This is a genomic window from Tatumella sp. UBA2305 (assembly GCF_002345795.1).
GTDB lineage: Bacteria > Pseudomonadota > Gammaproteobacteria > Enterobacterales > Enterobacteriaceae > Tatumella > Tatumella morbirosei.
In genome coordinates this window covers 1-23731 of the sequence record NZ_DDVT01000023.1, presented here as the reverse complement: position 1 = coordinate 23731, position 23731 = coordinate 1, and the positions used below count along the sequence as shown (strand labels likewise).

The 23731-nt window shown below is 48.9% G+C and carries 22 protein-coding genes; 15 read left to right on the top strand and 7 right to left on the bottom strand.

Annotated elements, in window-relative coordinates:
* Positions 1 to 7 precede the first annotated feature (7 nt).
* From rseP to tilS, 12 genes are all read left to right on the top strand, one after another.
* Positions 8 to 1360 carry a sigma E protease regulator RseP gene (gene rseP / locus B3Z23_RS15850; protein WP_294912124.1) on the top strand — a complete coding sequence of 451 codons (1353 nt, stop codon included), beginning with the start codon at positions 8 to 10 and terminating at the stop codon, positions 1358 to 1360.
* Positions 1361 to 1409: 49 nt separating this feature from the next.
* Positions 1410 to 3821, top strand: coding sequence for an outer membrane protein assembly factor BamA (gene bamA / locus B3Z23_RS15845; RefSeq protein WP_294912122.1), 2412 nt, complete (start codon positions 1410 to 1412; stop codon positions 3819 to 3821).
* Positions 3822 to 3932: 111 nt separating this feature from the next.
* Positions 3933 to 4433 carry a molecular chaperone Skp gene (gene skp, locus B3Z23_RS15840; RefSeq protein WP_294912121.1) on the top strand — a complete coding sequence of 167 codons (501 nt, stop codon included), beginning with the start codon at positions 3933 to 3935 and terminating at the stop codon, positions 4431 to 4433.
* A gap of 3 nt (positions 4434 to 4436) precedes the next feature.
* The gene (gene lpxD / locus B3Z23_RS15835; RefSeq protein WP_294912119.1) at positions 4437 to 5462 is read left to right on the top strand and encodes a UDP-3-O-(3-hydroxymyristoyl)glucosamine N-acyltransferase; all 1026 of its coding nucleotides are present in this window, start codon (positions 4437 to 4439) and stop codon (positions 5460 to 5462) included.
* 163 nt (positions 5463 to 5625) lie between these two features.
* Positions 5626 to 6081 carry a 3-hydroxyacyl-ACP dehydratase FabZ gene (gene fabZ / locus B3Z23_RS15830; protein WP_038022936.1) on the top strand — a complete coding sequence of 152 codons (456 nt, stop codon included), beginning with the start codon at positions 5626 to 5628 and terminating at the stop codon, positions 6079 to 6081.
* A gap of 2 nt (positions 6082 to 6083) precedes the next feature.
* Positions 6084 to 6872, top strand: coding sequence for an acyl-ACP--UDP-N-acetylglucosamine O-acyltransferase (gene lpxA / locus B3Z23_RS15825; RefSeq protein WP_294912115.1), 789 nt, complete (start codon positions 6084 to 6086; stop codon positions 6870 to 6872).
* A gap of 3 nt (positions 6873 to 6875) precedes the next feature.
* Positions 6876 to 8021, top strand: a complete 1146-nt coding sequence (gene lpxB / locus B3Z23_RS15820; protein ID WP_294912113.1) for a lipid-A-disaccharide synthase — start codon at positions 6876 to 6878, stop codon at positions 8019 to 8021.
* Entirely contained in the window at positions 8018 to 8617 is a 600-nt protein-coding gene (gene rnhB / locus B3Z23_RS15815) for a ribonuclease HII (protein ID WP_294912110.1), read from the top strand. The genes lpxB and rnhB overlap by 4 nt, the downstream gene beginning before the upstream one ends.
* Before the next feature lie 37 nt (positions 8618 to 8654).
* On the top strand, positions 8655 to 12137 hold the full coding sequence (gene dnaE / locus B3Z23_RS15810) for a DNA polymerase III subunit alpha (protein ID WP_294912108.1): 3483 nt from the start codon (positions 8655 to 8657) through the stop codon (positions 12135 to 12137).
* 12 nt (positions 12138 to 12149) lie between these two features.
* Positions 12150 to 13109, top strand: coding sequence for an acetyl-CoA carboxylase carboxyl transferase subunit alpha (gene accA / locus B3Z23_RS15805; RefSeq protein WP_294912105.1), 960 nt, complete (start codon positions 12150 to 12152; stop codon positions 13107 to 13109).
* Positions 13110 to 13239: 130 nt separating this feature from the next.
* A complete protein-coding gene (locus B3Z23_RS15800; protein ID WP_294912103.1) occupies positions 13240 to 13629 on the top strand; it encodes a VOC family protein in 390 nt (129 codons plus the stop codon).
* Between the two features lie 130 nt (positions 13630 to 13759).
* The gene (gene tilS, locus B3Z23_RS15795) at positions 13760 to 15088 is read left to right on the top strand and encodes a tRNA lysidine(34) synthetase TilS (RefSeq protein ID WP_294912101.1); all 1329 of its coding nucleotides are present in this window, start codon (positions 13760 to 13762) and stop codon (positions 15086 to 15088) included.
* 49 nt (positions 15089 to 15137) lie between these two features.
* Here the strand turns inward: tilS and rof are convergent, their stop codons facing one another.
* Positions 15138 to 15398, bottom strand: a complete 261-nt coding sequence (gene rof / locus B3Z23_RS15790; RefSeq protein ID WP_294912099.1) for a Rho-binding antiterminator — start codon at positions 15396 to 15398, stop codon at positions 15138 to 15140.
* Positions 15399 to 15743: 345 nt separating this feature from the next.
* Between rof and B3Z23_RS15785 the strand changes: the two genes are divergently transcribed.
* Positions 15744 to 16289, top strand: coding sequence for a YaeQ family protein (locus B3Z23_RS15785; protein ID WP_294912097.1), 546 nt, complete (start codon positions 15744 to 15746; stop codon positions 16287 to 16289).
* Positions 16286 to 16705: an alternative ribosome rescue aminoacyl-tRNA hydrolase ArfB gene (gene arfB / locus B3Z23_RS15780; RefSeq protein ID WP_294912096.1), complete on the top strand. Its 420-nt coding sequence runs from the start codon at positions 16286 to 16288 to the stop codon at positions 16703 to 16705. Before B3Z23_RS15785 ends, arfB begins: the two co-directional genes overlap by 4 nt.
* Before the next feature lie 84 nt (positions 16706 to 16789).
* Here the strand turns inward: arfB and proS are convergent, their stop codons facing one another.
* The 6 genes from proS to metN all read right to left on the bottom strand — a co-directional run bounded on the left by proS (position 16790) and on the right by metN (position 22363).
* Positions 16790 to 18505, bottom strand: coding sequence for a proline--tRNA ligase (gene proS / locus B3Z23_RS15775; RefSeq protein WP_294912094.1), 1716 nt, complete (start codon positions 18503 to 18505; stop codon positions 16790 to 16792).
* Between the two features lie 94 nt (positions 18506 to 18599).
* The gene (tsaA, locus tag B3Z23_RS15770; protein ID WP_294912092.1) at positions 18600 to 19307 is read right to left on the bottom strand and encodes a tRNA (N6-threonylcarbamoyladenosine(37)-N6)-methyltransferase TrmO; all 708 of its coding nucleotides are present in this window, start codon (positions 19305 to 19307) and stop codon (positions 18600 to 18602) included.
* Positions 19304 to 19708 carry an Rcs stress response system protein RcsF gene (gene rcsF, locus B3Z23_RS15765; protein WP_294912089.1) on the bottom strand — a complete coding sequence of 135 codons (405 nt, stop codon included), beginning with the start codon at positions 19706 to 19708 and terminating at the stop codon, positions 19304 to 19306. Before rcsF ends, tsaA begins: the two co-directional genes overlap by 4 nt.
* Before the next feature lie 126 nt (positions 19709 to 19834).
* Complete coding sequence (locus B3Z23_RS15760) at positions 19835 to 20653, bottom strand: MetQ/NlpA family lipoprotein (protein WP_294912087.1); 819 nt, start codon at positions 20651 to 20653, stop codon at positions 19835 to 19837.
* Positions 20654 to 20685: 32 nt separating this feature from the next.
* Complete coding sequence (locus tag B3Z23_RS15755; RefSeq protein ID WP_087489437.1) at positions 20686 to 21339, bottom strand: methionine ABC transporter permease MetI; 654 nt, start codon at positions 21337 to 21339, stop codon at positions 20686 to 20688.
* Positions 21332 to 22363 (bottom strand): methionine ABC transporter ATP-binding protein MetN, encoded by a 1032-nt coding sequence (gene metN, locus B3Z23_RS15750; protein WP_294912085.1) that lies wholly within the window; start codon positions 22361 to 22363, stop codon positions 21332 to 21334. Before metN ends, B3Z23_RS15755 begins: the two co-directional genes overlap by 8 nt.
* Before the next feature lie 619 nt (positions 22364 to 22982).
* On the opposite strand from metN, the gene gmhB reads away from it, so the two are divergent.
* On the top strand, positions 22983 to 23549 hold the full coding sequence (gene gmhB, locus B3Z23_RS15745; protein WP_294912083.1) for a D-glycero-beta-D-manno-heptose 1,7-bisphosphate 7-phosphatase: 567 nt from the start codon (positions 22983 to 22985) through the stop codon (positions 23547 to 23549).
* Positions 23550 to 23731 lie beyond the last annotated feature (182 nt).

The window sequence follows — 23731 nt, the reverse complement described above, 5'->3', positions numbered from 1 at the left end:
TCATGAGATGGGAAGCATACTTTGGAGTATTGGCGCATTCATTGTCGGGTTGGGGATCCTGATTACCGTCCATGAGTTTGGTCACTTTTGGGTTGCCCGTCGCTGTGGTGTCTGGGTAGAGCGCTTCTCTATCGGCTTCGGTCCTGCGTTATGGCGGAAGACCGACAAGCTGGGAACCGAGTATGTCATTGCCGTCATTCCGCTGGGCGGTTACGTCAAAATGCTGGATGAACGTGCCGGTGAGGTTCCTGCCGATCGCCTTCATCAGGCATACACCCGTAAAACAGTCGGCCAGCGCGCAGCTATAATTGCTGCCGGTCCTGTCGCAAATTTCATTTTCGCTGTGTTTGCTTACTGGCTGGTTTTTATGCATGGTGTACCAGGCATAAAGCCGGTCACCGGTGAAATAGCCAACAATTCTGTCGCCCAACAGGCCCAAATTCAGCCCGGAATGGAACTTAAAGCCATTGATGGTATCGAAACGCCTGACTGGGATGCTGTGAGAATGGCATTGATTGGTAAAATTGGAGATAGCGAAGCGACTGTGACGTTATCTACATTTGGTCAGTCAAATGAGGTGGTAAGGCACCTGGACTTGCGACAATGGGCGTTCGATCCTGAGAAACAGGATCCTGTGACCTCGCTGGGGATTGTTCCAAAGGGTCCGGTCATCGAAACCGTCCTCGCGCAGGTGCAGAAAAACTCACCTGCAGCAATGGCAGGTTTGCAAGCCGGAGACAGGATCGTTACAGTCGATGGTAAAGTTATAGAAAACTGGCAATCTTTTGTGGTTGATGTCAGGGATAATCCGGGTAAACCTCTGCAGGTTCAGGTTGAACGTGGTGGTGACGTTCGGGAATTAACCATGACTCCAGCGGTCAAATCAGCTGGGCACGGCAAAGAAGGATTTGCGGGAGTGATTCCCCGGGTTCAGCCTCTGCCGGATCAATACAAAGTATTGCGACAGTATGGCCCTGTCGTGGCAATAGGTGAAGCCTCGGTAAAAACCTGGCAACTTGTGAAGCTGACAGCGTCAATGCTGGAAAAATTAGTGACTGGTGATATAAAGCTGAATAACCTAAGCGGGCCGATATCCATCGCCCAGGGTGCGGGGGCTTCAGCTGAGTACGGAATGATATACTATTTGATGTTTTTGGCGTTGATTAGTGTCAATCTGGGGATCTTTAACCTTGTCCCGTTACCGGTGTTAGATGGTGGGCATCTGCTCTTCCTGCTGGTCGAAAAGATCAAAGGTGGGCCGGTGTCTGAGCGAGTTCAGGACTTTAGTTATCGCATTGGCTCTGTTGCGCTGGTGTTGTTAATGGGGCTTGCACTTTTCAATGATTTCTCACGTTTGTAGAGAGTGGAATTCTGCAAACGGGGATGTGTTAGGAACACGCATAATAACGATGGCGATGAAAAAGTTGCTCATAGCGTCGCTGCTGTTCAGCAGCGCCACCGTGTACGGTGCAGACGATTTCGTAGTGAAAGATATTCATTTCGAAGGGTTGCAGCGAGTCGCCGTCGGGGCGGCATTGCTCAGCATGCCTGTTCGTGTTGGTGATTCAGTAAATGATGATGACATCAGAAACACGATTCGTTCACTTTTCGCAACCGGTAATTTCGAAGATGTTCAGGTACTGCGTAATGGTAATGAACTGATTGTCCAGGTGAAAGAGCGCCCGACGATTGCCAGTATCACTTTTTCCGGTAACAAAGCGGTTAAAGATGATCAGTTGAAGCAAAATCTTGAAGCCTCCGGGGTTCGGGTCGGAGATGCACTTGACCGCACGACAATCTCTTCGATTGAGAAGGGGCTGGAAGATTTCTATTACAGTGTGGGTAAATATACCGCCAACGTAAAAGCGATCGTGACACCTCTGCCTCGTAACCGTGTTGATCTGAAATTTGTGTTTGTCGAGGGTGTGTCTGCTCAGATTCAGCAGATTAACATCGTCGGTAACAAAGCGTTCAGTTCTGATGAGCTGATATCGCGCTTCCAGTTGCGGGACGAGGTACCATGGTGGAACGTGGTGGCTGACCGTAAATATCAGAAACAGAAGCTGGCGGGTGACTTAGAAACCCTGCGTAGCTTCTATCTGGAGCGTGGTTATGCACGGTTTAATATCGATTCGACCCAGGTCAGTCTGACCCCGGACAAGAAAGGGATCTATATCACTGTAAACATCTCCGAAGGCAATCAATATAAGATCTCCGGAGTCGAGGTCAATGGTGATATGGCTGGCCATTCAGCCGAAATCGAACAGCTGGCTAAAATTAAGCCAGGTGAGTTGTATAATGGGACAAAAGTTACCCATATCGAAGATAGCATTAAGAAACTGCTGGGTAACTACGGATACGCCTATCCGCAGGTGATGACTCAGCCGGAAATTAACGACAAAGATAAAACCGTTAAGCTGCATATCAGTGTAAATGCCGGAAATCGTTACTACGTTCGTAAAGTGATTTTTGAGGGCAACACTACTTCTAAAGACTCCGTACTGCGTCGCGAAATGCGCCAGATGGAAGGCGCGTGGCTCGGCAGCAACCTGGTAGAGCAGGGTAAAGAACGTCTGAATCGTACCGGTTACTTTGAAAGTGTTGACGTGGATACCCAGCGGGTACCCGGTTCACCGGATGAAGTTGATGTTATTTACAAGGTGAAAGAGCGTAACACCGGGACCTTTAACATTGGTGTAGGTTACGGTACTGAGAGTGGTGTCAGCTTCCAGGTGGGTGTCACCCAGGAAAACTGGATGGGTACAGGTAATACCGTGGGTATCAGTGGTACCAAAAACGATTACCAGACCTATGCAGAATTGTCGATGACCGATCCGTACTTCACCGTTGATGGTGTGAGTCTGGGGGGACGTGTATTCTATAATGACTTTAAAGCAGATGATGCTGATTTGTCTGACTATACTAACCGTAGCTATGGTCTTGACGGTACGCTCGGCTTCCCGGTCAATGAGAATAACTCCCTGCGTGTCGGTCTGGGCTATGTCCACAATGACCTGTCTGATATGCAACCGCAAATTGCGATGTGGCGGTACTTCAGGTCGATTGGTAAAACATTTGCTACCGATAACGATGACAGTACCTATTCTTCTGACGATTTCACCTTTAACTATGGCTGGACCTATAACACGCTGGACCGTGGCTTCTTCCCGACCGCAGGTAACCGTACTAACCTGAATGGTAAGGTGACTATCCCTGGTTCTGATAACAGTTATTACAAAGTGACAGTGGATACTCAGCAATATGTTCCGCTGAACGAAAACCGTACCTGGGTATTACTGGGTCGTGGACGTGTCGGGTATGGAGACGGTCTGGGTGGCAAAGAGATGCCGTTCTATGAAAACTTCTATGCCGGCGGTTCGAGTACCGTTCGTGGATTCCAGTCGAACACTGTTGGTCCGAAAGCGGTTTACAATGCTTATACGGGCTCTAACTGCGGTAGTGCCACTAGCGGAATTTGTAAATCGGATGATGCGGTGGGCGGCAACGCCATGGCTGTTGCCAGCCTTGAGTTAATCACACCAACACCGTTTGTGAGTCAACAATACAGTAATTCATTACGGACTTCTGTGTTTGTTGATGCCGGTACGGTATGGGATACTAACTGGCAGAATACGTCGGAAACCGAAGCATTAGGGATTCCTGATTACAGCAAGCCAGGTAATATCCGTGTCTCAAGCGGTGTTTCACTGCAATGGATGTCACCATTAGGTCCACTGGTGTTCTCATATGCCCAGCCAGTCAAGAAGTATAGTGGTGATAAAGCAGAACAGTTCCAGTTTAATATCGGAAATACCTGGTAAAATACGGGCTGTAACTTGCTAAAGTGTATTGCAACAAAACAGCATAATCTGCTGTTTTGTTTTTGCAAAAACAGTGTCTACGACACAAACGGTGATGGTAAGGAGTTTATAGTGAAAAAGTTGTTATGTGCCGCAGGTCTTGGTCTCGCTCTGGCTGCTTCTTCTGTAGCAGCACAGGCCGCTGACAAAATTGCAGTAGTTAACGTATCTAATATCTTCCAGCAGCTGCCACAGCGTGCTGCGATTGCCCGTCAGCTTGAGAACGAGTTCAAAGGTCGTGCAACTGATCTTCAGGCTCAGGAACGTGCTCTTCAGGCCCAGATGCAGAATTTCCAGCGTAATGCTTCTACAATGAAAGCCAGTGTTCGCGCGAGTACTGAGAAAGACATCATGGCTAAACGCCAGGCTTTCTCTGAAAAAGCGCAGGCTTTTGAAGATGACAACCGTCGTCGCCAGACTGAAGAGCGTAACAAACTGCTGACTCAAATCCAGACTGCTGTGAAAAAAGTCGCTACCAGCGAAGGCTATGATATTGTTATTGATTCGAACGCTGTTGCCTATGCAACTGATGCAAAAGATATCACTGCTGACGTGCTGAAACAGGTTAAATAATTAATGTCATCTATTCGACTGGCTGACTTAGCTCAGCAGTTAGATGCAGAATTGCACGGAGATGGTGATATCGCCATCTCCGGCATTGCTTCTATGCAATCTGCAGTCCCCGGAAAAATTACATTTCTGGCAAACAGTCGCTACCGCGAGCAACTTGCGCACTGCAAAGCAGATGCTGTGGTGCTGACGGAAGCTGATCTGGAATGGTGTCAAAGTGCAGCGTTGGTGGTGAAAGATCCCTACCTGACCTATGCTCGCATGGCCCAGATTCTCGACACGACCCCTTCTCCTGCCGAAAGTATTGCACCAGGTGCGGTGATTTCACCTGGGGCTAAACTAGGCGCTAATGTCTCCGTCGGTGCAAATGCGGTGATTGAATCTGGTGTTGAACTGGGTGATAACGTCGTTATCGGTGCTGGATGCTTTATCGGTAAGAACACCTGCATCGGTGCAGGAACAAAACTCTGGGCGAACGTGTCGATTTACCATGAAGTCCTGATTGGTCAGCAATGTCTGATTCAGTCCGGAACTGTGATTGGAGCCGATGGTTTTGGCTATGCTAATGATCGGGGAAACTGGGTTAAAATCCCTCAACTCGGTTCAGTCATTATTGGTGACCGTGTAGAAATCGGTGCCTGTACCACAATAGACCGTGGTGCGCTGGATAACACTCAGATTGGGAATGGTGTTATCATAGATAACCAATGCCAGATTGCACATAATGTCATAATTGGTGACAATACAGCAGTCGCTGGTGGCGTTATAATGGCCGGTAGTCTGAAAATTGGTCGTTACTGCATGATTGGCGGTGCCAGCGTGATTAATGGTCATATGGAAATTTGTGATAAAGTCACGGTCACTGGCATGGGTATGGTGATGAGACCTATCACTGAGCCCGGAGTTTACTCTTCCGGAATACCGCTTCAGGCGAACAAAGTCTGGCGTAAAACAGCTGCGCTGGTAATGAATATCGATGATATGAGCAAACGACTGAAGGCCATCGAGCGTAAAGTCGGAAAAGAGAACTAACCATAATACGGCCTGTTCTGCAGGATGTGGTGGCTGATTTCAGTTCGCATCCGGGAATCATTGAGCTGACTCGATATTTTTCTATTTGCGACCTGCGATGCACACTGTGAGCATGCGGGTCGTGTTATTATTGCTAACAGATTTTTAGGACAGGAAGAGTATTTTGACTACTGAAATACATACTCTGAAAATTGAAGAGATTCTGGAACTTCTGCCACACCGCTATCCGTTTTTACTGGTTGACCGCGTAGAAGATTTTGAGCCACATAAGTATCTGCGCGCGGTGAAAAATGTGACTGTTAATGAACCATTCTTCCAGGGGCATTTCCCGGGCAAACCCATTCTGCCTGGTGTGTTAATTCTTGAAGCCATGGCGCAGGCTACCGGTATTTTGGCATTTAAAAGTGTCGGAAAGCTGGAACCTGGTGAACTGTACTATTTTGCTGGTATTGATAACGCCCGTTTCAAAAGACCTGTCGTACCGGGAGACCAGATGGTGATGGAAGTCACTTTCGAGAAAACCCGTCGTGGTTTGACGCGTTTCAGTGGCGTTGCTACTGTTGACGGTAAGATTGTCTGTGAAGCAACAATGATGTGTGCACGTAGCCGGGAGGCATAAACGTGATTGATAAAACCGCCAGCATTCACCCCAGCTCTATCATTGAAGACGGTGCCATCATTGGACCTGGCGTTCTGATTGGCCCGTTCTGTGTTATCGGACCTCATGTTGAGATTGGTGAAGGGACTGTAGTTAAGTCACATGTCGTGATCAACGGTCACACACGGATTGGTAAAGAGAATGAGATTTACCAGTTTGCTTCTATCGGTGAAGTGAACCAGGATCTCAAATACGCGAAAGAAGAGACCCGGGTTGAGATAGGGGATCGCAACCGTATTCGTGAAAGTGTCTCGATTCATCGTGGGACAACGCAGGGCGGTGGAGTCACTGTAGTTGGCAGTGATAACCTGTTGATGATTAACACCCATATTGCACATGATTGCCAGATCGGTAACCGCTGTATTTTTGCCAATAATGCCACTCTTGCCGGTCATGTCACGGTAGATGATTTCGCTATTATTGGTGGCATGACCGCGGTGCACCAGTGGTGTACGATTGGTGCACATGTGATGGTGGGGGGATGTTCAGGCGTTGCCCAGGATGTTCCTCCTTATGTTATTGCTCAGGGCAACCATGCCACACCTTTTGGTATTAATATTGAAGGTCTGAAACGTCGTGGGTTCAGTAAGGAAGCGCTGCATGCTATCCGTAACGCTTATAAATTGCTGTACCGCAGTGGTAAGACACTGGATGAAGTGAAGCCAGAGATTGAAGCTCTGGCGAAAAAGCACAGTGAAGTTCAGCCGTTTTATGACTTTTTTGACCGTTCAACCCGTGGAATCATTCGGTAACGAATGGTGATGCATTCTCTGACAGTAGCACTGATCGCCGGGGAAACCTCCGGCGATATTCTTGGTGCCGGCCTGATCCGGGCATTAAAAGCAAAACATCCTGATATTCGTTTCGTAGGTGTAGCCGGCCCATTAATGCAGGCTGAAGGCTGTGAAGCATGGTACGAAATGGAAGAGCTTGCCGTGATGGGGATCGTCGAAGTACTCGGTCGGCTGCCGCGTCTGCTGCATATTCGGCGTGATCTGACACGACGACTGACTACTCTCAAACCCGATGTTTTTGTGGGCATAGATGCTCCTGATTTCAATATCCCTCTGGAAGGTCGGCTTAAACAGGCAGGCATCCGGACGATTCATTACGTCAGTCCATCGGTTTGGGCCTGGCGGCAAAAGCGGGTGTTTAAGATTGGCCGTAATACCGATCTGGTGCTGGCCTTTTTGCCGTTTGAAAAAGCTTTCTACGATAAATATGATGTTCCCTGCAGATTTATCGGACATACCATGGCTGACAGTCTGCCATTGGTTCCTGATAAGGCTGTAGCACGGGAAAAGCTCGGGATAGGTGCAGCGGCGCTTTGCCTGGCATTACTGCCAGGTAGCCGGAGTGCCGAAGTCGAGATGCTCAGTGCGGATTTTCTCAAAGCTGCACAACTCCTGCGAGCCCGTTACCCGCGGCTTGAAATCGTGGTACCTATGGTCAATGCCCGTCGCCGTGAACAGTTTGAACATATTAAATCCGTGGTAGCCCCTGAACTGGTTCTGCACCTGGTCGATGGCCAGGCACGTGAGGTGATGATAGCCAGTGACGCCGCCATTCTGGCCTCCGGGACGGCAGCCCTGGAGTGCATGCTGGCAAAATGCCCGATGGTGGTCGGCTACCGTATGAAACCCTTTACCTTCTGGCTGGCTAAACGGTTGGTTAAAACGGAGTGGGTATCTCTGCCAAATTTACTGGCAGGCAGGGAAGTGGTAAAGGAATTACTTCAGGATGAGTGCCAGCCTGAATTGCTGGCAGCTGCACTCGAGCCTTTGTTACATCAGGGACCAGAGCGTGCTTCGCTGCTTGCAACCTTTACCGAATTACATCAGCAAATTCGCTGGAATGCGGATGAACAGGCAGCACAGGCAGTGCTGGAGTTAGTATCATGACAGAATTTATTTACCCACAGGCAACGCTAATCGCCGGTGTGGATGAAGTTGGCAGGGGACCGCTGGTCGGTGCGGTGGTCACCGCTGCGGTTATCCTTGATCCTGCCAATCCGATTCAGGGACTGGCAGACTCCAAAAAACTCAGCGAGAGACGTCGGCTGGCATTGTTTGATGAAATTAAAGCAAAAGCACTCTGCTGGAATCTGGGGCGCGCTGAACCGGAAGAGATAGACCAACTGAACATTTTGCATGCCACAATGCTGGCCATGCAGAGAGCCGTTGTCGGGCTTTCTGTGACACCTGACTGGGTACTTATTGACGGTAACCGTTGCCCGTCGTTACCCATGAAATCGCAGGCAGTCGTCAAAGGCGACAGTCTGGTGGCAGAAATCAGTGCTGCATCTATTATTGCTAAAGTTACCCGCGATAACGAAATGGCGAAACTGGATGCCATCTACCCTGAGTATGGTTTTGCCAAACATAAGGGGTATCCGACAGCTTACCACCTGGAAAAACTGAGTTTGCTGGGAGCGACTCCTTATCATCGCCGTAGTTTTGCGCCGGTCAGAAATGTTCTGATCGCTGGCGGAAACTGATTTCACTGATACTTTAAAATGCATTACCGGATAACCCATGGCTGAACCCCGTTTTATACATCTGCATGTACATAGCGACTATTCCATGATTGATGGATTAGCGAAAACGGGTGCCATGGTGAAAGCTGCGGCAGCCCTCGAAATGCCGGCGATTGCTATTACTGACTTCACTAACCTCTGTGGTTTGGTGAAATTTTATGGTTCTGCTCACGGGGCAGGCATTAAACCTATCATCGGCGCTGATTTCCTGGTCGCCAGTGAACTTACCGGGGATGAATTCAGTGCCCTGACGGTCCTGGCAGCCAACAATACCGGCTATCAGAATCTTACTTTACTGATTTCAAAGGCCTACCAGCGTGGTTACGGGCCTCATGGACCTGTTATCGACAGAGACTGGCTGATGGAATTAGGCGAAGGTCTGATTCTGCTATCCGGTGGTCGAAAAGGTGATATAGGTAAAAGCTTACTGCGTGGCAATGAGAACCTGACACGACAATGTGTTGAGTTTTATCAGCAATATTTCCCCGACCGTTTCTATCTTGAATTGCATCGTACCGGCCGACAGGATGAGGAAGATTATCTGCATCTGGCCATAGAACTGGCTGTTGAACACGATATCCCGGTAGTTGCGACCAATGATGTTTGTTTTCTGAGAAGCGAAGATTTTGATGCGCATGAAATTCGCGTAGCCATTCATGATGGTTACACCCTGGATGACCCGAAACGCCCGCGACTCTATAGCTCACAGCAATATCTGCGCAGTGAGGCAGAAATGTGTGAGTTGTTTGCCGATATTCCGGCAGCACTGGCGAACAGTGTCGAAATTGCCAGACGCTGTAATGTGACTGTCCGGCTGGGTGAATACTTTCTGCCTCAGTTTCCCACCGGGGAAATGAGTACTGAAGACTTCCTGGTAGACAGTTCGCGTAAAGGGTTGGAAGAACGCCTCGAATTCCTGTTTCCGGACCCGGCGGTTCGTGCTGAAAAAAGACCTGCCTATGATGAGCGTCTGGAAATTGAACTGGGTGTTATAAACCAGATGGGATTCCCGGGTTACTTCCTGATCGTAATGGAATTCATTCAGTGGTCGAAAGATAACGGAGTGCCGGTCGGGCCTGGAAGAGGGTCCGGTGCAGGGTCGCTGGTGGCTTACGCACTGAAAATTACCGATCTGGATCCACTGGAATTTGACCTGCTGTTTGAACGTTTTCTGAACCCCGAGCGCGTATCGATGCCCGATTTCGACGTCGATTTCTGCATGGAAAAACGTGATCTGGTCATCGATCATGTTGCGGAAATGTATGGTCGGGACGCGGTTTCGCAGATCATTACCTTCGGGACCATGGCCGCGAAAGCGGTCATCCGGGATGTCGGCCGGGTGCTGGGCCACCCGTATGGATTTGTCGACAGGATCTCCAAGTTGGTGCCTCCGGATCCGGGGATGACGCTGGAGAAAGCTTTTGCGGCAGAGCCTCAGCTACCTGAGATTTACGAAGCCGACGAAGAAGTCAAAGCGCTTATCGACATGGCACGTAAGCTGGAAGGGGTCACCCGTAACGCCGGTAAACATGCCGGGGGGGTGGTGATTGCACCAACCAAAATTACCGATTTCGCACCGTTATATTGTGATGAGCTCGGGCAGCATCCGGTTACTCAGTTTGATAAGAATGATGTCGAATATGCCGGGCTGGTGAAGTTCGACTTCCTGGGATTACGTACCCTGACCATCATTAACTGGGCACTGGAGATGATCAATGCCCGGCGCGCTAAGCACGGAGAGTCGCCGATCGATATCGCGTCTATCCCGCTGGATGACAAGAAAAGCTTTGATATGTTGCAACGCGCGGAAACGACAGCTGTGTTCCAGCTTGAATCTCGCGGTATGAAAGATCTGATAAAACGTCTGAAGCCTGACTGTTTCGAAGATATGATTGCACTGGTGGCACTGTTCCGCCCGGGCCCTCTGCAGTCGGGAATGGTAGATAACTTTATTGACCGTAAACATGGTCGTGAAGAACTCTCCTACCCGGACATACAGTGGCAGCATGAGTCCCTGCAACCGGTGTTGGAGCCCACCTATGGCATTATCCTGTATCAGGAACAGGTAATGCAGATAGCTCAGGTACTGGCAGGCTATACTCTTGGCGGGGCAGATATGTTGCGCCGTGCTATGGGTAAAAAGAAACCGGAAGAAATGGCCAAGCAGCGCTCGGTATTCCGGGATGGCGCAGAGTCGATGGGAATCGACGGTGAATTATCGATGAAAATCTTTGACCTGGTAGAGAAATTTGCCGGTTACGGATTTAACAAATCTCACTCAGCGGCCTATGCTTTAGTGTCTTACCAGACCTTGTGGCTAAAAGCCCATTACCCGGCAGAATTTATGGCGGCGGTCATGACTGCGGATATGGATAACACCGAAAAAGTGGTGGGTCTGGTGGATGAGTGCTGGCGTATGGGACTGAAAGTTCTGCCACCGGATATAAACTCTGGTTTGTACCCGTTTCATGTCAACGATGACGGAGAAATCGTTTACGGTATTGGTGCAATAAAAGGTGTCGGAGAAGGGCCGATAGAGGCAATTCTTGAAGCACGTAACAATGGCGGATACTTTAAAGAGTTATTTGACCTGTGCGCCAGAACAGATATTAAAAAAATAAATCGCAGGGTGATGGAAAAACTGATAATGTCCGGAGCCTTTGACAGGTTAGGGCCTCATCGTGCTGCATTGATGAGTTCCCTGAACGCAGCATTAAAGGCTGCCGATCAGCATGCGAAAGCTGAGGCGATTGGTCAGGCAGACATGTTTGGTGTGTTGGCAGAGAAACCTGAACAGGTAGAACAGTCTTATGCCAGTGTTATGCCCTGGCCGGAACAGGTACAGTTGGATGGTGAACGGGAAACGTTGGGGCTGTACCTGACGGGCCACCCGATCACCCAGTACCTGAAAGAAATTGAGCGTTATGTCGGGGGGACACGTCTTAAAGATATGCACCCGACAGAGCGTGGTAAGATAACTGTGGCTGCCGGATTAGTTCTGGCTGCGCGAGTTATGGTGACCAAACGAGGTAATCGTATTGGCATCTGTACTCTGGATGATCGTTCCGGTCGTCTGGAGATCATGCTTTTCACTGATGCGCTTGATAAATACCAGCATTTGCTGGAAAAAGATCGTATTCTGATCGTTAGCGGACAAGTCAGCTTTGATGACTTCAGTGGCGGGCTGAAAATGACTGCCAGGGAAGTGATGGATATTGACGAAGCCCGGGAAAAATATGCCCGCGGTCTTGCTATCTCGCTGACGGACAGGCAAATTGATGACCAGCTTTTAAACCGTCTCCGTCAGTCCCTGGAGCCACATCGTTCGGGGACCATTCCGGTACATCTCTACTACCAGAGAGAGGATGCTCGGGCCAGGTTACGCTTTGGTGCATCGTGGCGAATCTCGCCCAGTGATCGTCTGCTAAACGATTTGCGTTCGTTGATAGGATCGGAGCAGGTGGAACTGGAGTTTGACTAAAACAGGAACATTATGAGTCTTAATTACCTGGATTTTGAACAACCAATTGCAGAACTGGAAGCGAAAATCGATTCGCTGACCTCAATTGGTCGTCAGGATGAAAAACACGATATTAATCTGGATGAGGAAGTGCAGCGTCTGCGTGAAAAAAGCGTAGAGTTGACCCGGAAAATTTTCTCAGATTTGGGGGCATGGCAGGTAGCGCAGCTTGCGCGCCATCCGATGCGCCCTTATACCCTGGATTATATCCGCCATGCGTTCGATGATTTTGACGAACTGGCGGGAGACCGTGCTTATGCGGACGATAAAGCGATCGTCGGCGGGATTGCCCGGTTAGATGGCCGTCCGGTAATGATCATCGGCCATCAGAAAGGCCGTGAAACTAAAGAAAAAATTCGCCGTAATTTCGGAATGCCAGCTCCGGAAGGGTATCGTAAAGCACTGCGGCTGATGGAAATGGCTGAGCGCTTTAACATGCCGATAATTACTTTTATCGATACTCCGGGGGCTTATCCGGGGGTCGGTGCTGAAGAACGTGGTCAGTCTGAAGCCATCGCACGCAATTTACGTGAAATGTCGGGTCTTAAAGTTCCGGTCATTTGTACCGTTATCGGTGAAGGTGGTTCGGGTGGGGCTCTGGCGATCGGTGTCGGCGACAAAGTGAATATGCTGCAGTACAGCACCTATTCAGTGATTTCGCCGGAAGGCTGTGCGTCTATTCTGTGGAAAAGTGCAGATAAAGCACCGCTGGCAGCTGATGCCATGGGAATCACCGCCAATCGCCTGAAGGAACTGGATCTGATTGATACCGTCGTTCCTGAGCCTTTGGGTGGTGCTCACCGTCATCCGGAAATTATTGCTGAGTCACTGAAACAACAGCTGCTAAGTGACCTGGCTGAACTGGATGCGTTGAACCAGGAACAGTTGCTGGACCGCCGTTATCAGCGGTTAATGAATTACGGCTACGCGTGATTATTATTCCAGCCAAAAAGGTCGCTTAACGCGGCCTTTTTTGTTTCCGGATTCTGACGGATTGCCCTCTGTACGTGGGGGAGGTTACCGTATCAGGGTTAACTCCCGTCTTTTTAACAGGAAGCCCCCTATGCCAGGTTTGAAGAGTATTAATCACATTGCTATTATTGCCTCAGATTACGCGAAAAGCCGGGCGTTCTATTGCGATATCCTTGGGTTTACGCTATTACAGGAGACGTATCGGGAAATCAGAGATTCATGGAAAGGCGATTTAGCGCTGAATGGTGAGTATCTGATTGAGTTGTTTTCGTTTCCTTCCGCACCTCCGCGTCCCAGCTTTCCGGAAGCTCTTGGCTTACGTCATCTGGCATTTAATGTTGATAACATTGAAGCCTCGGTAGCGGAATTAAAACAACGGGGAGTGGAATGTGAACCTGTCCGTATTGACCCGATCACCGGTAAACCTTTTACCTTTTTTTGCGATCCTGATGGTTTGCCCCTGGAACTTTGCCAGCTCTGAGATGCCCTCAGAGGAAGTGCATAAAGTACCGTTCAGAAAATTGACAACAGCGACAGTCAGAATGATGGCTTGAATGAAGCCGGTTTTCCCGGTAACGTGCCGGATATCAATACCTATAAATAGTTATTACATGGGCCAGAGTCGCGAGTTTTCCGGAAATATTTCTCTGTTTGGTTTCAGTCAGGTGCTGGTGGCATTCAGCGGCGGTCTGGATTCCACAGTGCTGTTGCACGCAGTTGCTGGTTTACGCCAACAGCAGAGTATTGCTGTGCGTGCTGTCCATATCCATCATGGTATCAGCCGTTATGCCGATCAATGGGCAGAGCACTGCCAGTCAGTCTGTCAGACGCTGGATATTCCGCTGGTTGTCAGGAAGGTGACGCTTACCCCCCAAGGGCTGGGGACAGAAGCTTCCGCGCGTCAGGCCAGATATGCGGTATTCGCCGAAATTTTGCAGCGTGAGGAGGCATTATTGACGGCTCATCACCAGGATGATCAATGTGAAACGTTGCTGCTGGCGCTGAAAAGAGGGAGTGGTCCGGCGGGACTGGCGGCTATGCCTGAAGTGTTGCCATTTTCCGCCGGAGCAATTGTCCGGCCATTGCTGGCCTTTACCCGACAACAACTGACCACTTACGCAGAATATCATCAGTTGCAATGGGTCGATGACGACAGTAACAGTGATGCTGGCTACGATCGTAATTTTCTGCGGTTAAATATTCTGCCATTGCTGGAGCAACGCTGGCCTCATTTCCCCGCAGCAGTAGCCCGCAGTGCAGAGCTGTGTGGTGAGCAGGAAACTTTACTGGATGAATTATTACAGGATGAACTCAGCCAGTTAATTACCTTGCGGAAGAGCTTGCTGATATCTCCGCTTACCGAAATGACACCTCTGAAACGAGCAGCAATATTGCGTCGCTGGCTGGCACACTGCGGGGCCTCGATGCCATCGCGTAACCAGTTAGCACAACTTTGGCAGGATGTCGCCTGTAGTCGTGAGGATGCAAACCCTTGTCTGGTGGCGGGGAATGGGGAAATTCGACGTTATAGCAATCAGTTATGGTGGGTCAGGCCCGTCCCGGATTTGCGTAATATACAACTGGAATGGGCTAACCAGAATCAGCCGCTGACCTTGCCGAATCATCTGGGTCAACTGGTGTCTGCTGCTTCTTCTTCTTCGGGGGTTTGCTTACGCAAGCCTGCCGTCAACGAGCATATCTCGGTGCGATTTACCGCTCCGGGCCGTTTGCACATTATGGGCCGTGAACGCGGTCGTGAACTAAAAAAAATCTGGCAGGAGTGTCAGATTCCACCCTGGCAACGGGGTAATACCCCGATACTGTTCTATAACGATGAACCGGTATGTGCTCCCGGTATATTTGTCTGCAAACAGGCACAACCGGCAGAGTTACGGGACCAGCAATGTTGGTATTTACAATGGCAGCAAGGGGAAAAATAAATGTGGGTGTCCGAAAGGAAAAGGGCAGCTGACGGCTGCCCGGGGATGCTTAGCTTTCGCTGATAACTACTGTCCCAATTTCCGGGTGGCTGAAGCTGCTGATACTGTCCAGACGAAGTTCGCGTACTTGTTCGCTCTGTTCGACAATCAGATACTCGACTTTTTTACGCAGCAACAAATCGCTGGCTTTAGCCTCAAGTTTTTCGCCATTTTTCAGTTCAATCATCAGTTCCAGATGATGCTGGCAGGCGAGTTCAAGGTAGTCATAATCATCACAATTGATCGGTTGATAGGTATCATTCATTGACATAGTCGCTCACCGTGAATTCTTAGCGGTAACTCCCGCATAATCCCTGAAAGATGCGTAATATCCGCGCCCTGTACTCTCTGAATACCCTGCAGGCAGGGAGGTATTCATCAGGAGGTGCCTGATGATTTCATCATAGCGTGTGCGTGCTGATTCACAATGTTTATCCACAAAACCTCCTTTTTTTTGGGGCTGGTGATAAAATCCTGTCACTAACAGCCTATGCTGTTGAAGGGATGATCGCAAGAACCTGTGGATCTCAGTCAACGTCTTCCGAAATACATATTCGGGTTATCGGTCGTGTCCTGCTTTCCGTTACAATAGCCGGAATCTGTTATCGGAGGGGCCATGGCCTTAAAAGCAACCATCTATAAAGCGGCAGTCAATATTGCCGATCTCGACCGGCAATATTTTTCTGATGTGCAACTGACACTGGCCCGACATCCTTCTGAGACTCAGGAGCGCATGATGCTGCGTTTGCTGGCATGGATACTCAATGCGGATGAGTATTTACAGTTCACTAAAGGTCTGTCCGCTGAAGAAGAACCTGAAATCTGGCTGCATTATGATTATGGCTCGGTAAAGTTGTGGATTGAACTGGGGTTACCCGAGGAGCGGCGTCTGAAAAAAGCGTCTGCGCTCGCAGGGCAGGTTGTGCTGTATGCCTACAGTGAACGCGCGGCTCAGGTATGGTGGCAGCAAAACCAGAGTAAGTTAACTGCCCTGTCTAATCTCAGTATCTGGTATATCGATGATCAACAACTGGGGAAACTGAGTGAGTTTGCCAGTCGGAACATGAATCTGCAGGTTACTCTTCAGGAGGGTATCATCTGGTTGTCGGACGGAGAACGCCATACAGAATTGCAATTACATCACTGGCAGGCGGCTAAATGATTGAGGTAACCCGCAGGATTAGCCTTGAGCTGGAAGATATCCATTTCAGCGCGATTCGTGCGCAGGGCGCAGGAGGGCAACATGTCAATAAAGCGTCTACTGCGGTACATCTGCGGTTTGATATCCGGGCGTCTAAACTATCCGAAGAGATTCAGCAGAAGCTGCTCAGTGTTAACCATCATCTAATCACTGCGGAAGGTGTGGTGGTGATAAAGTCGCAGTCCTTCCGGAGTCAGGATAAAAACAAAGCTGAGGCGATACAGCGACTGGTCGATCTTATCCGTGAACTTACCTTCGAAGAGGCACCTCGTAAAGCGACCCGTCCGACCCGTGCATCTAAAGTCAGGCGACTGCAGTCGAAATCCCGTCAGTCAGCCACTAAAAGTTTACGTGGTAAAGTTCGCGATTTGGGATAATCTTCAGCAGAACTGAAACAAAAAAACACATCCGCAAGGATGTGTTTTTTCATGGGTCCGGAAAACCAGGACAGTTTAGCAGGATTAACCGATTTGAGCGGTCAGATACTCAACGATTTCGCTGGTCTTAATCATCTGCTTTTCAGATTCACGACGATTCTTATACTCAATCTCTTGGTTATCCAGATTCCGATCCCCGATAACAATAGTATGAGGAACCCCGATCAGTTCCATATCGGCAAACATAACGCCCGGACGCTCTTTACGATCGTCAAGAATGACGTCAATTCCCTTAGCGCTTAACTGCTGATATAACTCTTCAGCCAGTTGCTGGACACGGAATGATTTGTGCATATTCATGGGCAGAATAGCGACCTGGAAAGGTGCCAGAGCGTCAGGCCAGATAATTCCTCGCTCATCATGATTCTGCTCAATGGCTGCAGCAACGATACGGGTAATGCCGATACCATAACAACCCATCGTCAGTACCTGATTACGTCCGTCTTCTCCCTGAACGGTAGCTTTCATCGCTTCAGAGTATTTAGTACCCAGCTGGAAGATATGTCCAACTTCGATACCACGTTTAATCTGCAGCACACCTTTTCCATCCGGGCTGATATCACCTTCTACCACATTACGGATATCGGCTACTTTCGCTTCCGGCAGGTCACGACCCCAGTTAATACCGAACCAATGTTGATCATCAATGTTAGCTCCGGCACTGAAGTCGCTCATTTTAGCGACAGTACGGTCAGCAATCACCGGCAGAGTGAGACCTACGGGGCCCAGTGAACCGGCTCCTGCACCCAGCTCACTACGTAATTCTTCTTCGGTAGCGAATGTCAGAGGGACTGCGACTTCCGGGAGTTTCTCTGCTTTGACTTCGTTAAGCTGGTGGTCACCACGAACCAGTAATGCTACCAGTCGATGTCCGCTCTCTTCAGAAGCTTTAACCAGTAATGTTTTCACCGTTTTATCAACAGGGATATCAAACTGCTCAACCAGTTGTGCAATGGTTTTTGCGTTAGGGGTATCGACACGGGTCATTGTCTGTGTAGCTGCCGGGCGCTCTCCTGCTGGGGCAACCGCTTCTGCCAGTTCGATATTAGCGGCATAATCTGACTCACTAGAGAAGATCACATCGTCTTCTCCATTTTTCGCCAATACCTGGAATTCATGTGAGGCATTACCGCCAATTGATCCTGTATCCGCCTGTACAGCACGGAAATCCAGCCCCATACGGCTGAAAGATTGGCTGTACGCACGATACATCGCATCGTAGGTTTCCTGTAAAGATTCCTGTGACGTGTGGAAAGAGTAGGCATCTTTCATAATAAACTCACGGGAACGCATGACTCCGAAACGTGGGCGCACTTCATCACGGAATTTGGTCTGAATCTGATACAGGTTTAGTGGTAGCTGTTTATATGAACTCAGTTCATTACGGATTAAATCAGTAATCACTTCTTCATGGGTCGGACCAAGTACAAAAGGTCGCTCGTTACGATCATTAATGCGCAGCAACTCCGGGCCATATTGTTCCCAGCGCCCACTTTCCTGCCACAGGTCGGCAGGCTGCACTACTGGCATGCTGATTTCAATGGCACCGGCATTATCCATTTCCTCTCGTACGATAGTCTCGACTTTTCTGAGAACACGAATACCTGTGGGCAGCCAGGTATACAACCCGGATGCCAGTTTGCGGATCATGCCGGCACGCAGCATTAACTGATGGCTGATCACTTCAGCATCAGACGGAGTCTCCTTAAGAGTGGAGAGCAAGTATTGAGAAGTACGCATTAATTTAATATTCCAGTTAACGGAAGATCGGATAAGAGACTATTTTTGGCTGATGGCTAGTGTATCAGTGAGTGACTCTGTCAAAAAGCGTGTTTTAACCAGGTTCGATAGCAAAAACCTCATTACTCCCGGACGTTACCCTCCAGCGAACATTAAAATCCAGCAGCCTGGCGGCATACTCATGATTATCTTCGCTGTTTTTTCGGTAAGCAGGGCGCGGATCCTGGGCCAGCACTTCAGACAAAAATTGTGTCAAATGGGGGTAGCGACCGGCTAGATGCTGCAACTGCTGTTGTACTTCTGCGGTAAATATTACCGGCATACAGGCTTCTGGCGCCTGTTGTGCATAGCCAGCTCTGGCATCAGGGATAGCTTCGGCGAACGGGAGGTAAGGTTTGATATCTACCACGGGTGTACCGTCAACCAGATCCAGACTGCCCAGTTCCAGAATAACCTGTTGCTTAGCAATTCGTATTCCGTCAAGGGCTACCAGTGACATTCCCAACGGGTTAGGCCGAAAAGTGGAACGTGAAGCAAAAACGCCCATTCTCTGATTGCCGCCGAGGCGGGGAGGGCGAACGGTTGGATTCCAGCCCTGAGTCATAGTCTGGTGAAAAATAAACATAACCCATAGATGACTGAAGTTATCCAGCCCCCGGACTGCATCACTTTGGTTATAAGGAGGTAGCAGATGCAATTCCCCACTACCCTGAGTAATCAGCCCGGGCTGACGCGGTACAGCAAATTTTTCTTTCCATGGGGAGTGAATCACCCCGATTTGCTGGAAGGTAAATCCGGTCATTGGTTAGTAACTTTCAGTGCCGAGCCCTGGCACACCGCCTGACGATAACAGCCGGGTGTTGTAGTAATGACAGCACACTGGTGCAATAACACAGCGTTGGCCTTCAACGCTGAGGCCTTAATCTGCATGCGCTTCCGGGCAGTATTAATATTAGCCGGTGAACCCTGAGAATCAGACTGGCAATCTTCGCCTGAAACTTCTCCTAAATCACGGAACGGCTTATTGACCAGATCGGTAGGATTGGTATAAATCTGTACCGGAGCTGTCCGGCGTACCGGTCGGCTGCGCTCGGGCTCATAATTTTTGCCGGAGGTTAGCGGCTGATGTTGCGCTGGTGTTTTCTGTTGAACAGAACAGCCTGTCAGCATTAACGCAAACACGCAAAGCGGGAACAGACGCATGGAAATACCCTCATAGAATAGAATTGCGGCTATTGAAACAAGAGAGTGAAAAAATAACAAGTCGCAGGAACGGATAAATAAAAAGGGCGGCATTCCTGCCACCCTTATTTCTGAGCTATCCCCGGCTTACCAGCCCTTGACAGCTCCTCCATTGAAGATTTTACTTGCAGCTTCGGCAACTTCGTCAGACTGATATGCCTTAACGAATTCTTTCACATTTTCCGCGTCTTTATTATCTTCGCGGGCAACAATCAGGTTCACATAAGGCGAATCTTTATCTTCAACAAAAATTCCGTCTTTTTCCGGAGTCAGCCCAATCTGGCTGGCGTAAGTAGTATTGATTACGGCCAGAGTGATTTTATCGTCGTCCAGTGAACGTGGTAACTGTGGTGCTTCGAGTTCAACAATTTTCAGGTGTTTTGGATTGTCGGTAATATCCAGTGCGGTAGGCAACAGGCCAACACCTTCTTTCAGTTTAATCAGGCCCACTTTCTGCAGCAGCAGCAGTGAACGTCCCAGGTTTGTCGGGTCATTCGGGATAGCAATCTGAGCTCCGTCCTGCAGTTCACTCAGTGATTTAATTTTCTTAGAATAACCGGCAATCGGATAAACGAAGGTATTTCCTACCGGAACCAGTTTATAACCACGATCTTTAATTTGCTGATCCAGATAAGGTTTATGTTGGAAAGCATTCAGATCGATATCACCTTTGCTCAGGGCTTCGTTTGGCAGCACATAATCATTAAAGGTTACCAGTTCTACGTCCAGACCATACTTCTCTTTTGCGACTTTCTGTGCAACTTCAGCGACCTGCTGTTCTGCACCGGCAATAACACCGACTTTGATATGATGCTGGTCTTCTTTATTTTTCTGGTCACAGCCTGCCAGTGCGATAACACCGATCAGGGCACCCAGTGCGGCCATTTTCTTAAAGGTAGAGGTCATAAGTTGTCCTTAATAAAAATTATTTAAATGTCTTATTTATGGGTGACAGCACGTACAATGCGGTCACCGCCAAACTGAATTAAATACACCAGAATAACTAACAATACTAATACCGTATTCATCACTAAGGCGTTATATCCGATATAACCGTACTGGATACCGATTTGTCCGAGACCGCCGGCACCCACCGCTCCGCCCATGGCTGAGTAACCGACCAGTGTGATAAGTGTAATTGTCGCAGCATTAATCAGTCCCGGTAATGCTTCCGGCAGCAGGACTTTACGGATGATTTGTAACGGCGTTGCCCCCATGGCTCGCGAAGCTTCAATCAGACCGGCGGGAAGTTCCAGTAAGGTATTCTCTACCATACGTGCAATAAAAGGAGCTGCACCGATAGTTAACGGAACAATAGCGGCCTGTAATCCAATAGACGTTCCGACCAGAACCCGGGTAAAGGGGATCATCCAGACCAGTAAAATAATAAAGGGTATGGAGCGAAAAATGTTAACAATCGCGGATATTGTGCGGTAAAGCGATTTGTTTTCAATAATCTGGCCGGGGCGGGTGACATACAGCAGTACACCGACAGGCAGGCCTATCACAAAACCAAAGAATCCCGAAACAAAAGTCATTACCAGTGTTTCCCAGACCCCACCGGCCAGTAACCAAATCATGGCCTCAGACATACCCTAATACCTCTGCTTTTACATGTTGTTCACGAAGCCATTCGATGGCTGCCTGACTTTTTTCCTGCTCACCGCTAATTTCAGTGAGCATAATCCCGAATTTTACCCCACCGGCATAATCCATCTGAGCGCTGATAATATTGCAGTCAACAGTGAAACGTCGGGCGACTTCTGAAAGTAACGGTGCATCAACTGATTCGCCGGTAAATTCCAGACGCAGAAGTGGGATATTACCTTCTGTTGCTATGCTGCTTAGACGTTGCTGATAGTCATCAGGAATATCAAGATGCAGGGTTGACTGAATAAACTGCTGTGCCAGCGGGGTTTTAGGATGCGAGAAAACTTCACTGACCTGATCTTTTTCAATCAGTTTACCCTGACTGATGATGGCCACCTGATCACAGATCCGCTTAACCACATCCATTTCATGGGTAATCAACATGATAGTCAGACCCAGGCGGCGGTTAATATCTTTTAGCAGCTCCAGGATTGAACGGGTCGTTGCCGGATCAAGCGCACTGGTGGCCTCATCACAGAGTAGCACCTTGGGATCACTGGCCAGAGCACGGGCAATAGCTACCCGCTGCTTTTGCCCACCAGAAAGGTTAGACGGACGGGACTGATGTTTGTCAGCCAGACCGACTAAGTCCAGCAGTTCGGTAACCTTACGGTTAATTTCTTCGCGTGGACGGTTTTCCAGTTCCAGTGGCAGGGCCACATTGCCAAATACGGTACGTGAATTCAGCAGGTTAAAGTGCTGAAAGATCATACCAATCTGCCGGCGTGCCAGGGTCAGTTGCTTTTCTGAAAATGCCGTCAGCTCCTGGCCATCGACCACAACCCGCCCGGAGGTCGGGCGTTCCAGTAAATTGACACAGCGGATAAGAGTGCTTTTACCGGCACCTGACGAGCCGATAACACCGTAAATCTGGCCGGCAGGAACATGCAGACTGACATCGGACAACGCCGTGATCGTCTGAGTGCCTTGCCTGAAGACCTTGCTGATGTTTTCTAATTTAATCATCTAATTAATCGTTGTTTTGTAAGATTATTCCGTGGGTATCAGACATAAACGCAGAGACAATGTCTGTCAATGCGTGGATGTTAAGGCATCCAGACGTCTAAATCAATGAAAGTCTTATCGCCATTAAGCATATCTGATAGCTATCTGATCGGCGTCAAAAGCCTGGCGTGTTTTCCTGAAGATAAAGGAGGCTTTTTTAATGCCACTGAGCTTCCCTCAGGTATAAGTAGTGGTAGAGACTGGTCTGGTGGTTGTCTTTCCGAACCGATATTGGCTCACCTGTAAATAATCAGCTCTCTGCACATGGTCATTATGCCGGTTATTGTATGGAGTGAGATAGCTTAGGGAAATTCCCTCTGATTATCTTATTGATATATATATGTGTAAATATCAATGAAAACTGGTGTAAGAGCTTCATGCCCAAGCCCGGGGCGGCCTTGCCATATAGATGAAAGAAATTTGAGAACAGACCGTACTCTCATCTTAAAGGATCATTGCCTGGCCTAAGCTGGTACTGCTCTTCAGGATAGCTGAACGTTGCAGATGACCCTCCGGCTTTTAATGCACTTACACAAACGATCATGCGATAATGCACCGGGTTAAACAGAGGAGTGAATGAGTGACGAACAAAATACCGGCAATTTTCCTGGACCGTGATGGCACAATTAATATCGATCATGGTTTTGTCCATCAGATAGATGACTTTCAGTTTATTGAAGGTGCTATTGAAGCGATGCAGGAACTGAAAGCGATGGGCTATGCGCTGGTGGTCGTGACCAATCAGTCTGGCATCGCACGTGGAAAATATACCGAAGATCAGTTTATGCAATTAACGGAGTGGATGGACTGGTCTCTGGCTGACAGGGGAGTTGATCTGGATGGTATTTACTATTGTCCACATCATCCTGAAGGTGTGGTCGCCGAATACAGGCAACAATGTGATTGCCGTAAACCGCAGCCAGGTATGCTGCTGTCAGGGCAGAAACAGCTGAATATCGATATGGCCGCTTCTTATATGGTAGGCGATAAGAGGGAAGATATGCTGGCTGCCCTGGCAGCAGGCGTCGGACATAAAATACTGGTGCGCAGTGGCCAGCCTCTAAACGCAGATAGTGAATCTGCGGCAGATGTGGTGCTAAACAGCCTGGCAGAACTGCCTGGTTTGATTAAAAACACCGCAAAATGACCCTGATCTGCTTAATTTTGTATGAACTTTCAGCAGTCAGAAAAAAAATACTGATTTGGACTTGCGCTCCTGAAAACATTCCCTATAATGCGCTCCCACTGACACGGCAAAGCGCGATGCGCCAAGGCGTGACAGGGACTGAAGTGATTCGGTCCGGAGAAAAAAATCACGAAATAGTGGTT

Excerpts from the sequence above, each read along its gene's own strand:
- rcsF (WP_294912089.1), bottom strand. The coding sequence starts at position 19,708 with ATGCGTCTGTTCCCGCTTTGCGTGTTTGCGTTAATGCTGACAGGCTGT.
- tilS (WP_294912101.1), top strand. The coding sequence starts at position 13,760 with ATGGGCCAGAGTCGCGAGTTTTCCGGAAATATTTCTCTGTTTGGTTTC.
- rseP (WP_294912124.1), top strand. The coding sequence starts at position 8 with ATGGGAAGCATACTTTGGAGTATTGGCGCATTCATTGTCGGGTTGGGG.
- accA (WP_294912105.1), top strand. The coding sequence starts at position 12,150 with ATGAGTCTTAATTACCTGGATTTTGAACAACCAATTGCAGAACTGGAA.
- metN (WP_294912085.1), bottom strand. The coding sequence starts at position 22,363 with ATGATTAAATTAGAAAACATCAGCAAGGTCTTCAGGCAAGGCACTCAG.
- B3Z23_RS15800 (WP_294912103.1), top strand. The coding sequence starts at position 13,240 with ATGCCAGGTTTGAAGAGTATTAATCACATTGCTATTATTGCCTCAGAT.
- tsaA (WP_294912092.1), bottom strand. The coding sequence starts at position 19,307 with ATGACCGGATTTACCTTCCAGCAAATCGGGGTGATTCACTCCCCATGG.
- rnhB (WP_294912110.1), top strand. The coding sequence starts at position 8,018 with ATGACAGAATTTATTTACCCACAGGCAACGCTAATCGCCGGTGTGGAT.
- lpxD (WP_294912119.1), top strand. The coding sequence starts at position 4,437 with ATGTCATCTATTCGACTGGCTGACTTAGCTCAGCAGTTAGATGCAGAA.
- B3Z23_RS15755 (WP_087489437.1), bottom strand. The coding sequence starts at position 21,339 with ATGTCTGAGGCCATGATTTGGTTACTGGCCGGTGGGGTCTGGGAAACA.
- proS (WP_294912094.1), bottom strand. The coding sequence starts at position 18,505 with ATGCGTACTTCTCAATACTTGCTCTCCACTCTTAAGGAGACTCCGTCT.
- bamA (WP_294912122.1), top strand. The coding sequence starts at position 1,410 with ATGGCGATGAAAAAGTTGCTCATAGCGTCGCTGCTGTTCAGCAGCGCC.
- arfB (WP_294912096.1), top strand. The coding sequence starts at position 16,286 with ATGATTGAGGTAACCCGCAGGATTAGCCTTGAGCTGGAAGATATCCAT.
- rof (WP_294912099.1), bottom strand. The coding sequence starts at position 15,398 with ATGTCAATGAATGATACCTATCAACCGATCAATTGTGATGATTATGAC.
- B3Z23_RS15760 (WP_294912087.1), bottom strand. The coding sequence starts at position 20,653 with ATGACCTCTACCTTTAAGAAAATGGCCGCACTGGGTGCCCTGATCGGT.
- lpxB (WP_294912113.1), top strand. The coding sequence starts at position 6,876 with ATGGTGATGCATTCTCTGACAGTAGCACTGATCGCCGGGGAAACCTCC.
- dnaE (WP_294912108.1), top strand. The coding sequence starts at position 8,655 with ATGGCTGAACCCCGTTTTATACATCTGCATGTACATAGCGACTATTCC.
- B3Z23_RS15785 (WP_294912097.1), top strand. The coding sequence starts at position 15,744 with ATGGCCTTAAAAGCAACCATCTATAAAGCGGCAGTCAATATTGCCGAT.